Source organism: Pseudoalteromonas sp. A757 (assembly GCF_004103285.1).
In the GTDB taxonomy this organism is placed as follows: domain Bacteria; phylum Pseudomonadota; class Gammaproteobacteria; order Enterobacterales; family Alteromonadaceae; genus Pseudoalteromonas; species Pseudoalteromonas galatheae.
In genome coordinates this window covers 110,965-123,403 of the sequence record NZ_QNQN01000070.1, presented here as the reverse complement: position 1 = coordinate 123,403, position 12,439 = coordinate 110,965, and the positions used below count along the sequence as shown (strand labels likewise).

The 12,439-nt window shown below is 40.9% G+C and carries 13 protein-coding genes; 10 read left to right on the top strand and 3 right to left on the bottom strand.

Annotated elements, in window-relative coordinates; all coding sequences use genetic code 11:
• Nucleotides 1-6: 6 nt before the first annotated feature.
• The gene (locus tag DRB05_RS13525; protein WP_128727427.1) at nt 7-525 is read left to right on the top strand and encodes a hypothetical protein; all 519 of its coding nucleotides are present in this window, start codon (nt 7-9) and stop codon (nt 523-525) included.
• A 516-nt stretch (nt 526-1,041) separates the two neighbouring features.
• A complete protein-coding gene (locus DRB05_RS13520) occupies nt 1,042-2,994 on the top strand; it encodes an ATP-binding protein (RefSeq protein WP_128727426.1) in 1,953 nt (650 codons plus the stop codon).
• A 42-nt stretch (nt 2,995-3,036) separates the two neighbouring features.
• On the opposite strand, the gene DRB05_RS22835 is transcribed toward DRB05_RS13520, so the two are convergent.
• Entirely contained in the window at nt 3,037-3,261 is a 225-nt protein-coding gene (locus DRB05_RS22835) for a hypothetical protein (RefSeq protein WP_205125736.1), read from the bottom strand.
• Nucleotides 3,262-3,293: 32 nt separating this feature from the next.
• On the bottom strand, nt 3,294-4,007 hold the full coding sequence (locus DRB05_RS13515; protein ID WP_205125735.1) for a DUF2971 domain-containing protein: 714 nt from the start codon (nt 4,005-4,007) through the stop codon (nt 3,294-3,296).
• Nucleotides 4,008-4,247: 240 nt separating this feature from the next.
• Here DRB05_RS13515 and DRB05_RS13510 point away from each other — a divergent pair, with 240 nt between their 5' ends.
• Nucleotides 4,248-4,952, top strand: a complete 705-nt coding sequence (locus DRB05_RS13510; RefSeq protein ID WP_128727425.1) for a hypothetical protein — start codon at nt 4,248-4,250, stop codon at nt 4,950-4,952.
• Between the two features lie 376 nt (nt 4,953-5,328).
• Here DRB05_RS13510 and DRB05_RS13505 read toward each other — a convergent pair whose 3' ends face one another.
• Nucleotides 5,329-5,976 (bottom strand): hypothetical protein, encoded by a 648-nt coding sequence (locus tag DRB05_RS13505; RefSeq protein WP_128727424.1) that lies wholly within the window; start codon nt 5,974-5,976, stop codon nt 5,329-5,331.
• Nucleotides 5,977-6,292: 316 nt separating this feature from the next.
• Between DRB05_RS13505 and DRB05_RS13500 the strand changes: the two genes are divergently transcribed.
• The 7 genes from DRB05_RS13500 (at nt 6,293) to DRB05_RS13470 (ending at nt 12,355) form a co-directional block, all read left to right on the top strand.
• Nucleotides 6,293-6,577, top strand: coding sequence for a hypothetical protein (locus tag DRB05_RS13500; RefSeq protein ID WP_128727423.1), 285 nt, complete (start codon nt 6,293-6,295; stop codon nt 6,575-6,577).
• A gap of 183 nt (nt 6,578-6,760) precedes the next feature.
• The gene (gene istA / locus DRB05_RS13495; protein ID WP_128727422.1) at nt 6,761-8,299 is read left to right on the top strand and encodes an IS21 family transposase; all 1,539 of its coding nucleotides are present in this window, start codon (nt 6,761-6,763) and stop codon (nt 8,297-8,299) included.
• The gene (locus DRB05_RS13490) at nt 8,299-9,051 is read left to right on the top strand and encodes an ATP-binding protein (RefSeq protein WP_128727421.1); all 753 of its coding nucleotides are present in this window, start codon (nt 8,299-8,301) and stop codon (nt 9,049-9,051) included. The genes istA and DRB05_RS13490 overlap by 1 nt, the downstream gene beginning before the upstream one ends.
• Complete coding sequence (locus tag DRB05_RS13485; RefSeq protein WP_128727420.1) at nt 9,045-9,566, top strand: hypothetical protein; 522 nt, start codon at nt 9,045-9,047, stop codon at nt 9,564-9,566. Before DRB05_RS13490 ends, DRB05_RS13485 begins: the two co-directional genes overlap by 7 nt.
• A complete protein-coding gene (locus tag DRB05_RS13480; RefSeq protein ID WP_128727419.1) occupies nt 9,550-10,380 on the top strand; it encodes a toprim domain-containing protein in 831 nt (276 codons plus the stop codon). Before DRB05_RS13485 ends, DRB05_RS13480 begins: the two co-directional genes overlap by 17 nt.
• Nucleotides 10,359-11,330 (top strand): tyrosine-type recombinase/integrase, encoded by a 972-nt coding sequence (locus DRB05_RS13475; RefSeq protein WP_128727418.1) that lies wholly within the window; start codon nt 10,359-10,361, stop codon nt 11,328-11,330. The genes DRB05_RS13480 and DRB05_RS13475 overlap by 22 nt, the downstream gene beginning before the upstream one ends.
• A gap of 224 nt (nt 11,331-11,554) precedes the next feature.
• Nucleotides 11,555-12,355, top strand: coding sequence for a hypothetical protein (locus tag DRB05_RS13470; RefSeq protein ID WP_128727417.1), 801 nt, complete (start codon nt 11,555-11,557; stop codon nt 12,353-12,355).
• The last annotated feature ends 84 nt before the right edge of the window (nt 12,356-12,439 follow it).

Genomic DNA, 12,439 nt, shown 5'->3' with positions numbered 1-12,439 from the left:
ATAGTGATGGATAATATTTTATGCAAATTCGTTTTCACATTTGTGCTGGTCGCTATCAGCTATATATCAGATGTCCAGGCTGCGAGTTGTTCCAAGTGGAGTAAGTTAGACAGCGGTACCGATTGTGCTGTATCGATCATAAATGTGTTGGCTTCCCCTCAAGATTATGAAGGAAAGGACATCCGTTTGACTGGAATCGCCCATTTTGAATTTGAGAGAAACTTACTTTTTATTGATAAGCTTTCCAATAAATATAGTGTTTTCGAAAATTCGATTGAGTTAATACTTTCTCTTGAAGATCAAAGGCCTTTAGAACAGTTAAATGGGGAGCTAGTAAAGGTTTATGGGAAGTTTCAGAAATTAAATGATGGGAGTTATTCTCTATCTGAAATCTCACATATCAACTCCATATCTAGTGGTTCAGTTGCTTTATTCGATTACTCCAACGGAACAGCGGCTGTCAAAGTGATTAATCGAAAGGAAAATAGCTGGAAAAATGGGTCGGGGAAAAATGGGGCGGAGTAAATTAACCCCAAAATACACTTCCTAGATTATTGAGCCCGGCCAAGCCCCGGGCTTTTCTTTGCCTGAAGTGATCAGTCTGACCAGCAGCCCGATCAGCATTTGCCGGTAGAGGTGTTCAGTGTTTGCCAGCGGGGCGTGCTGTTCGGGCCAGCGCCGTCATTCAACTTAGAATATTTTGCCGAAAGCGTTCGGAATGAAGTGCCAAATTACATAGGATCTGATGCTGACCCTGTTTGGAATAAGTGCCGATGTTGAGTGGATTTTGCACTTATATATTAGCCCAGCCAAGTGTTGGGCTTTTCTTTGTAAAAGAGTGCAATATCGCTCACATCTGTATAGGGCGACTTGGTTAAAGATAACTTCAGTAGAACTAAGATAAATACCCCTGTTAGAAACTCAGGTTCCAAACACAAAGACTAATGTAAGGCGATAAGCTGAATTTTGTAACATGTTGATAATTATCTGAAAACAATATACTGTTATATATGTTTTCACCTATTATAAAGGCATAATCGAATGGAAGCATCAAGCGAATTATCTAACACACTCGGTACATCTTTTGGTGAAAGGTTTATATCTGATTATTTGGGCCATAAGATGTCTTCTGATCCATTAGTTGCGATAGTCGAACTTATTGCCAATGCATGGGATGCCGGAGCGAAAAATGTATCTATAGAATGGCCTTCGAAAAATATAAACGTTTTCTCCATTACAGATGATGGCCATGGTATGACAATGGAACAGTTTTCACTGAGGTGGACCCAACTTTCATACAACCGTCAAGAAGGGCAAGGCAGCTCAGTTGAAATTCCTAAAGACAACAATATTCATAATGTGCGTAAAGCGTATGGCCGAAATGGTAAAGGTCGCTTCTCGGCACTTTGCTTTGGTGACAAAGAATATTTCATAGAAACTAAACGAGACGATGAACATAATTGCTTTAAGGTTAGAATGTCGTCAGGAATGCAGCCGTTTAAATATGAGGCTGTCTCGCTACCAGCTCCTTCAAGAATAACTGCTCAACATGGAACTTCTGTTTTTGTTAATAATCCAGGTCATATTGGAATTACTGAATCGAAAGTTCGCTCTGAAATCGGACTAAGATTTTTGACCGATCCTGATTTCATTGTAAAAGTTAACGGTAAACAGATTAAGTTCAATGATATTGACCGTCAAAAAGTAAAAGAGTTGTTTTTTGAATTCAACGGCTCAATGGTATTGATAAAGGCAATTCAAACTGAAAAGTCAGACAAAACAACTCATCAACATGGAGTTGCATGGCACGCCAATAATAGATTAATTGGTGAGTGTGGCTGGTCAGGGCTGCGAAATGACCATATTCTGGATGGAAGGACATCACTTGCTAAGCAATATACCTTTATAGTGGATGCGTCCCTCATTTCAGATGAAATCGAAGCCGACTGGACCGCATTTAAGCGAACCGACAAGGCTCTATCTTTTTATGACCTTGCGAAGGAAACAATAGCAAATTATTTGTTAAATTTGTCATTGGGTCAAAGAAAAGTAACCACGAATAGATTGAGAGAAGAAAATAGGTATGTACTGAACCAAGCTGGGTTGTTAGGGGTCAGCCGCTGGAGTACGTTTGTTGATACTGTTCAGGTGGAATGCCCTAAAATTAAAGAGCCTGAACTAGAAGCATTAGCAAGTATTTTAGCAAAACTAGAGGCCTCGACTTTTCAATACTCGCTTATTCATAAACTGAACGATTTTACTTCGAATGATTTTGATGACTTACACGAAGTGCTGGCTGATTGGAATATTAGCTCAGCAAAAGCTGTACTAGACGAAATTAAAGCTCGGTTGACGCTAATTGAAAGCATTAGAGAAAAAGTTAAAGACCCTGCGACCCTAGAAGTACAAGAGCTTCAGCCATTATTTGAAAAAGCTTTATGGGTATTTGGCCCAGAATTCGAATCAATTGAGTTTACTTCAAATGAGGGCATGACAAAGGTTATTAAAAAGTTGTTCAAAATTGATGATAACGGCAGCCGAAATCGACCTGATTTTGTGGTTCTCCCAGATAGTTCTATTGGGTTGTATGGCAGATATGATTATGATGATTCGGGCTATGAAATTGGTCTGAAAAAAGTAGTAATTGTAGAGTTAAAGAAGCCGAGCGTACCACTAGGTGAAGAAGAAAAAAATCAGTGTTGGAAGTATGCGAAAGAGTTATATGCGAAAGGTGCAATATTAAGTAATGCAAAAATAGATTGCTACTTACTTGGTGATTCAATTCAACCACAAGAGTCTGGAATTGATACCAAACGCGATGGAGATGTACGAATAGTTCCGCTTGTGTTTGACACAGTTTTGAAAAGGGCAGAAACTAGGCTTCTCAATTTACATAAGCACGTAAAAGAAGTGCCTTTTCTAGATCAAAATGAAATACAAAGCTTTTTAGATAAAAATACAGTGCAGCTTAATCATCAGGCTAGTTTACTTTAAGCTTCTTTGTTCTAGGCCGTGCTTAAAAGCCTGCGCCAACAATTAATATGAATCTATAGGGCCAAATATTTCAATGCCGGAGCGAGAAGTTCTTGGATAATAGTTTTCAATTTCGCCCAGCTCGACTTCTGTTCGGCTTAACGCGTAGCTGCCTCGTACTTGGTGCATTTGATAAAATTTAAGGTCGCCTTCACTGTTTTCAAGAGTGCGGACGACCGAGTGTACAATCGACGAAGGACAGCGTAGTCCAAAAGTGATGTCGATCATTGATAACGGTGGAGGGTGTTCATAATTCTGTGTCAGCCTACAGAGTCGAATAGCCTCCATTCAGATTCATAACTCCACGGTGAGGCTTTTCTCAACAATACGCTATTATCAAGCTCTTCTCTGGCTGCGGTTTCATTGTGAAGAACGGCTCTGGCAATTAAGCTGGTCTGTAATGTCCGTTTGTCGTCATAAATAACTTTGTGCATAAATGGTTTTGGGTTTCTATCTAGCGTGTAACCAATGCAAAGTCCTCTATGCTGGTCGCCGTAATGACTCCAAAGCAAAGAATTGTCGGGAGCTTCAGAAAAACAGCAAACACCTTTGTTATATTGTTTGAGTAATTCAGCCTGAATATCGCAGGTTAAAAGCCAGCACTCAGCCTCTTCAAATGACATGTTGTGCTCTTCATAATCAGGGTTTGTAGCGTGATAAGAAATATTAGCCAAGGTTTGTTCAGCAGCATTTTGCGCTAGGAGATTGCTATGTTGATATGCATTTTCTCCATTCAACTTGGCTTTTTTCAATGATGTTAATACTTCAGAGCTGACCCGTCGCTTTATTAATTCGCGTAAAACTGCTTGCAGCTCTTCTTTGCTTGAATCAGCGACAACAGTCGGCTGACAGTCCATCGGATCATTGAATGTATTGGGCGCGGCAAAGTACAGTTTGTCTTGGCATAACGAGTCGATTGTTAATTCGCCGAAATCTCTGTATCGGTATACTTTTTCAGGTTGTTCTATTGGCATTTATTATTTCTCAAGCTATCTCAAGTGGTTAAGTTATCCAGTCATGTTGCCAAATACAATAGTTATGTATTAACCTTGAGAGGACTGGTCGATGCGCTCTGCCAGCAAAGCTTTGTGAGCTTGCCCTCCCTTTTTATGGCGATACACAAAAAATCCTACAGCTAAGTTATGTTTAATCGCAATTTACTCTGTAGTGGCAATAGGGAGACCATTTGCAGCAATAAATTGAGGATATGCATAATGTTTCAAATGCAATTAACATCAAAAGTTGATGTTCACCACCTAAAAGATAAACTGCGCCATGCATGTGACGAGCAAGGCATACGCTTAGGCAAAGACCAACATAAAGCTGAAGCTATACTAGCCACGTTACTAGGTGTCAAAGACTACAACACGCTACTCGGCATGGCTAGTAAGCCCGTTGCTAATGCCCCAGTTGATCCCAAATCCATTCAATTTTATCAGTTCGTGTCAATTGTTGAGCGCGTAAATGTACCCAGTACAACCTACGGCGCAGCCGCTAAAGTGATGGAGAGGATTAAATCTGCAAAAGGCATTAAATTGATAGTTTTCGCAGTAAGAGATGGTGAGTTAAACAATTCGGCTACATCGATTTTAATTGTTGCTGAATCAGGCTCGTTCTTATTCGATCAGACATTGATAACCGTTGAGCGCAGACCAAGAGAGTTGGAACTAGTTGATATTTTCTCGGTGCTTCAAGACAAGGGAGTACTTGATTTAACTCGATACATACCTAAAAGAGTAGGAAAAACATCGACAAGATCCTGTATTGAAGTAGCCCAAGAGATGGTTAATACACCTTTGGAGCCGATATTCCCAGATTGGCAGGGCTTCCTGGCTATGTATAGCAAAGAGTTGAAGCGATACGGCCCAGGTATTTTTGCTGATGATAGTTGGGATGAATTTAAGGAACAAATTAAATAAAGCAATTAATCAGAATATCTATCGATAAGGCTTTGCTTTAGCAGGGCCTTTCATTGCGAGCTAGCTCATAGTCGTATGTTGAAATGGTGCATGGTAAATATGGAAGCATTACCATGCTTGAGCCTCAGGTATTACCACCAATAAAAGCTTTAACCTAAATAATTTGATGATGGAGTTCGTCTTACGGTCCATTGACATAATGCTGGTCCACAAAAAATAGAGTACTGGCCGTAAAATTCAGAATCGCGGTCCAAATCCCGCATAATTTGCAGGTGCATATTATGTTTAAATCATCCACTAATTCCATTTAGGCCGGACCAAATTCTGAAATCTATGGACCATAGTTATGGGCAGTGGACCAATGGGCAGATTTGGATCAATGGTAAAAAGTTGCTGATACAGATTTGGTTAGGTGGGATTGGATGTACGAAGGGGTATTGTTCTGCTCTACATTTTTTGATGCTTTCAAAAGTAATTTTTCAAGGAAACTGAGTAAGCCATCGCCTATGTGCTGGCTTTGATAATAGTAATACAGCAGGCATGCAAGCGAATTGTAATCTGACTGATTGCTCAGTAGTTCAAGATATTTGAATGTTTGCCATGCATTGCCTGTTCTTAGTTTATCCGGAAGCATAACACTCCGCTTAAATTGAGTGATGAAATACGGTAGCGGAAAATGTTTCAACTCACTCTGTATGCTTGTTCCGTCAATCAAGTTACCAAGGGTCAGCAATTCAAAAAGTGCATGATCCAACAACTTATGCGCTTGTGGAAACATTGCCTCAATCCTTTCAATCTTGTGGTGACTTCTAAGCGGTTGTCCTTGATTTTTTAAATACCAAAAATGCGACTTCTCCTCGCTTGAGATTGCGTTGTCGTCACCTGAATTTTTAAATGCTCTGACCAATTCGGCAACAGAGGTTACATTGAATTGCTTCATCAAATATTGAACAAGCCCGGACGTGGCCAACCTCTTAAATTCAGGGGCGACCCAGGGGTAATATTTGAGTTGGAGCGGGCTCATAACAGTCACCTTAACAGCGCAAAATATTGCTCTATACTGGTGCAAATCAACAAGACGAATTTATTTCTTATACACCTTTGTTGTTTGCGGGTGCGCATAACCCCTGAAAACAATACTACCTAGTCGTTTGTTTTAATTCCTTATTTCAGACTCTTGGCTCAAGCTCAATTCTTAATAGTCATTTCGACTAACTAACCCAATGTCATTTATTCTTGAAACTACAAATATGTTGTTATTTATCAGTGTGATAGTGCTATTTACACATAGCCAGTACAGTCTAGTCTTAGATAGTGCATATCTCAAATAAGGAGGGGCAATGCATGATGAAGTAGACGAAGACATAAAGAGGCTAACTCATGTGTTAGAGCGCGATTTATATGAGTTGTATAAAACACCGATGTTGTCAGGAGAAAACCTTCAGATGGCGTTGGGTTTTAGCAGTATTGATGCATATCGACGGGCACTAACGCGTAAAAAATTGCCGATACCGGTTTTCAAACTTGAAGACAGGCGCGGTACCTATGCTTTGACCAAAGACGTTGCTGCTTGGCTGGCAACACAATCGGTTAATGCCAAAAGGAAAAATATGAAGAGTAAATAAATTGGTAGGCGCATAAAGCAAAAAACCTCGCGACTGGTACTCGCAAGGTTTCTCTAATCAGTGTCTAGATTTGTTCCCAGACATTGTTAGCTTAGCCGAAGTTCAGGCTATGTCAAATATTGGTGTTCTCATCAGTAATGTCTTTGTGCGCCTGTTTTTCAAATATAAAACAGGAGAACACAGATGAATATTGGTTCCAGAATGCGTGATTTGCTGCGTATTCGATTTAAAACAAATTACAGTAACCGCAAGATAGCTGAACTGTTGGGTTGCTCTCACCAGACCGTTGGGCGCGATTTAGACCTGTTAAATCGATTGTCGTTAACGTATGAGCAGGTGGTTCAGCTTGATGACGATGAGCTCACCTTGTTATTGGTTCCTGCTGCCCCGCTTACAATAAAGAACAAGCGGTTGCCGGACTTCGAAGTCTGGGTCAAAGAGCTGACCAAGAAACATCAGACAATCTATAACTTGATTGCTTTGTATACCAAGGAAGACCCCAAAACAGCGTATGCCCCCAGCACGCTGTACCAACATTTCAGGGGATATTTGAAAACCAATAAACTGGAAGCGTTGTTAGAGCATCGACCAGGCGAAGAGGCCCAGTTTGACTTTTGTGGTCAAACAGTATTCTTATCTCCTCATGGTTCAAGTAATAAGATTAAGTGTTCGGTATTTGTTGGCATAATGTGTCATTCAAAATACTTTCTAGCGTACGCGACACCGGGTCAGACGACCAACGATTGGATAGCGGGTTCAAAAGCCTTTTTTGAGTACATAGATGGTGTTCCAAAGATTGGCATACCAGATAACCCCAAAGCCGTTGCAACTCAACCTCGGCCGAATTTAAAACTCAATCTCAAGTATGCGGCATTTGCGGAACATTATGACTTTATTGCTATGCCGGCAAGGCCTGGAGAGCCCAGAGATAAGGGAATTGTCGAAGGGGGAGTTAAATTTTTAACCGAGCGGGTTTTGGTCAACATGCAGTCTATGGTGTTCCGGACTATTGATGAGATCAACCGATACCTCAAAAAAGAATGCGACAAGCTGAATGCTTTGCAATTTCAAAAGCGCTCAGTATCTCGACTTGAGTTATTTGAAAGTAGCGACAAACCAGCATTAATGGCATTGCCCGATAAGCCGTTTAAACCAATTGAGCGTGCCTTTGGTTGCACTATCCCCAGCAATTACCGAATTATGTTTGAAGAACATCTTTACTCTGTACCCTGGCGGTGGGCGAATAAAAAAGCAGAGGTTATTGTCACGCAGGATGAAGTCACCATCACTCATGCCAATAAACCTCCAATAGTACATCAGCGTTCGTTTGAAAAAGGTAAAGAGACGGCTGTTAATAGTCATTTGCATCCTAAACATCAGGGTATGGCTTTGTTGCCAATGTCAGAATTTATTCACTGGGCTGAAGGTGTTGGAGAGCAAACAACGCAATTTATCCAGCAACTGTTTGCCGGTAAGCCTGATGGGGACATCGTCGCAAACAAAGCATGTAAGTCTGTTCAATCCTTAGCACGTAAATATGCCGCAGAAGAAATGGAATGTGCGGCCCGTTATTGCATCACTTACGATAAATGCTCTCCCACATCTTTGCGGCACACATTAGCATCTCGTCTCTATGAGGATGACGATTCAGGTATTCCACTCGTTGGTATGCATAAAAATGTGCATGGTGCGCAGCATTATCAAAGCATGGGGAGGCATTAATGGATATTCAACAAGTGATTCAAAAATTTGTAGATCTCAAATGGCTGGGTGCAGCACAGATGATTGAGGGGCTTCAAATACAAGAGCCTATTTCTACAGCAGATGTTTTAAATGTTCTAAATGATATCGCAGTCACTCAGGAAAATTATTTCGCCGTAAATCGACAGCTAAGGCTTAAAAAAGCGGCCAAACTACGTTGGCCTGATGCTCAGGTTGAGGACTATGACTATCGCTGTGAAACCAAGGAAGTTCAATACCTTATTGGAAAGGCATGCGAAACAAATTGGGTCAAGGAGCACTCCCATCAGGTGATTACTGGAAGTTCAGGTACTGGTAAAACGACGCTAGCATGCGGTATTGCCAATAAGCTCATAATGCAGGGCTATAGCGTTAAAATGTGGCGTTACAATGATCTGGTATTTGAACTTGCGTTGCATGAAAAGGAAGGCACGTACCCGCAGATGTTGAGAAAAATTTGTAAGTTTAATGTCCTAGTGATTGATGATTGGGCCTTGTTCCCACTTACGAATAAGCAGCGGCAAATGCTATATGAGGTAATTGAGCGTCGCGAGCAGGTTGGCTCACTAATCATTACCAGTCAATATGATTTTGATAAATGGCATCAAGCAATTGGTGAACAGACGATTGCCGATGCCGTGTTAGATCGTATCACCGCAATGTCTGACAACATCGCTCTTCTTGGAGATCCCAAACGTAAATCCCACCGCGCTAAAGGAGGTAAATCATGTTAAATGTAACTTACCCTCAATGTTATGGCTATGCAGGTTCGTCTGTAAGCCACTCTGTTGTTTCGCAGCCTAATGCGTTGATTGATATTAACCATCAGCTTCTGATTACAGGAGCTTTAAACAGTTCAAAGTCAGTTGCACTGCGTTGTGAAACCCCGTTAGATGCATTGGAGCTGGATAGCCATGGCTATCATAACGGATATTTTGAGTTTAATAATGAAGTGTCTGAAGCTAGCCTTGTTTTACTTAAGGCATTGGGCCTAAACGTTATTGCCTATTTTATTGGAGAAGAAGGCTCTCGCTTTGATTTGCAAAAAATGACCACCTATGCAGCTAAGCATAAAGTAATACTGTGTGAAGTTCGCTTACCGTTTCATCCGGCAAATTTTGCTATTTGGGATGAATGGCAATGGCGGGTATTCGAGTCCAAGCTATCGACGGCACTTGCGACAGTTCTTCGCTCGCCTTGCAAAAGTTACTTAATCGCTGGAGGTAAAAATTATGCAACAATCCACTAAGAACGATTGGTTAACATACAGCCCTTCTACACTTATTAGCCATGACAGTGAACTGTATTATGCAGATAAGCTCTTAACCTTTTACCAAAAGGCGCTATATGGAACACCCAGAGCACTCCAGTTCGTAACTCAAGACTTAGGATTTAGCGATGAAAGTTTACTTGCCAAGTTCTCTGTTGGCTTTTGTGACCGCAAGTTTCCAATAGAATTACCCTCAACTGATACGCTGGAAGGTGAAATGGCACGAGGATTCTATGAACGGCTAGGTATCATCAATGGATTGACAGGTCATGAAGCTTTTCGAGGCATGATATTCGTACCGCTGTTTGACCACAATGGAGAGCTAATTGGTGGTTATGGTCAGCGCATTGAAAAATACCCGCTATCACAGCGAGGCGACACGTTATGGAGTTTAGCGCATGGTGTTAATGGTTACTTCTTTAATCAGCAAATACTAGGGTCATATAACCAAATTGTGCTTTGTGAGTCACCGTTTGATGTACTGAGCTTTAATCTTGGTGGTGTTATTAACGCAATCAGTTTACTTGATTTCACTTATTTTGATGACGAGCATTTATGCCAGTTGCTGGAGCATGATGTGCGAGAAGTGACATTGGCATTTTCGCGCACACCACGAGGTGACCGTTATGTTGCGCATGTGCGCAGAAAGTTGCTGGAAGTAGATATCAAAGTCAAGAAACTGGAAATGGTGGTGGGCGAGAGTGTGAATAGTTTATGGGCACAGTCACAGCGCTTTGGGTTTGTGCTCAGTGAGTTAAATGGTCATCAACGATGCCACAAAAATTATCACTAATTGCAGCCCTGCAACAATACATAGAGCAGTGCCAACTTGATGAGCTGTCGCCTCGGACAATTGAAGGCAAGAAGTCGAATCTTCAATTGTTTGTGAAGTGGTATATCGTCAATGTTGGCCTGTTTGTTTCTGATTTGAGTGTGGAGGGTATTAAGCAGTTTATGAAATACCTCCACATCTATCATGACCCACAATCTAATAAATTGATTGGAAAAGCGACAAGACGAAATAAAGTCACAGCGGTCCGTATGTTTTGTCTATTTCTCTATCGCAATGAACTGATAGAAGTAAACCTTGCAGAAAAGGTGCAAACGCCTAAGGCAGGTAAAAACATCACACAAGCAGTCTTACAGCCTGATGAAGTTGCTGCCATTGCCACCCAAACCGCATATCGAGGTGAAAAAGGTGTTCGTGATGCTGCGATGTTAGCGGTGTTTTACTCGTGTGGCCTAAGACGAGGTGATGTTACTAACATTAAGCTCAATGGTATAAGTGTGGAGGCCAAGTTGTTGTTTATTCCTAATGGTAAAGGCGATAAAGACCGAGTTGTGCCCATAGCACAGGAGGCGCTTGATTTAGTGCTTCACTATAAAAAAGAATTTCGCCCAAAGCTGGTTAACTTTGAGTCAGGTGATTATTTGTTTTTGGACGATAAGGGCAAACAGTTGCGTGGTCATCAAGTCACCCGCTTGGTGAACCGATATAAACATCGAGCAGGCGTTTCAAAAAAAGGAGCCAGTAATCTTTATCGCCACACTACAGCGACAACTTTATTAGATAACGGTGCTGACTTGCTGACTGTTAAAAGCATACTGGGACATGCAAGTTTAAGTACAACGGAAGTTTATACCCACATAGCCGTTCGGAAAATGAGTGATGATTATCAGAAGTATCACCCTGCGGTTCAGAATCCGAATTTATATATCCCGTTTAATCATCCAAAAAGCTAACCTGTACTTCAAATTCAACGCATCTTCCGTTAAGTTTTTGCACTCACAAAGTAATAGCTTAACTACAGGGAAACAGTGTATTGAAGATTTTTCAGAATCAGAGTTTAAAAAATGAATTGCATAGTGCAGCTATAAATTCAGTGTGGTTTTCGCACCAAGATGCTTTCTTAGAAAGATCAAAACCTGACGAACCTCACCATGTGGCTGCTTTTATTATTAGAGGAATGAACGTTTTAGCTAAGCATTGGTCTGAGTCGCTCTCTAAAAGAGGGATAGAGCTAAATCTTACTAGCGTTTTTTGCCACGGTTTTCCAAGAGTATCGTTTGAACAAAATGGAAAGCAAAGTTCTGTCGAACTAGCGGACTTATTGGTGGTGAGAAGGCATTTCAACAGAGGCAAGTTAGAAAAAGAAACGGCTTGTCTAATTCAATCTAAAATGTCAGATGATTCAACGAACCGAGTTAGTCGTGATGATCCTCAGTTCTACTTGTTTAAAAATTGGCCTCAATTTAGTTTTAAACAGAAAGATTATGATACTAGACAACGTTCAATTGGTAATGTTCATGGACAAAGTTTATATAGCTTAATATTGAAGCAACAAGCGTATCCAGAACAAATTTTTGGATGGCCCGATACCTGCTGTTGGTCGATAGTCGAAGACCTTAAGCTCAACATGGAATCGGACGCTTCATTCGCTAGGTTTCTAGAAAAACTTGTTGCTTTTGAAACGGGCCGAGAGTTTTACTCTGACCCCAAAGTAGGTTGTGAATGGTCGCAATTGATCCAACAGTTACTTGAGGTGACCTTCAATAAAAAGCTCACGGCTGGACCTTACAAGGCTCCTAAGAGAGGTAACGGTTTTGATAGCATTAATTTTTTATCAAGTAGTTTACCTATTACACCATCGAGTGACGAGATAGACAATTTGCCACCAAATGTTGATGAGCAAGAGTTCGAAGAAAATAATCCACAGCGTGGCGCGAATACGATCATAATTGAAACCAATCAACTAGAGCGGTATTAACAACTAGATAATATTTTTACTACTCTTGCTATCCAAGCAGTTAGCTTATTGTTCTTATTAACTATCTTTGACTTCTGAGGTTAT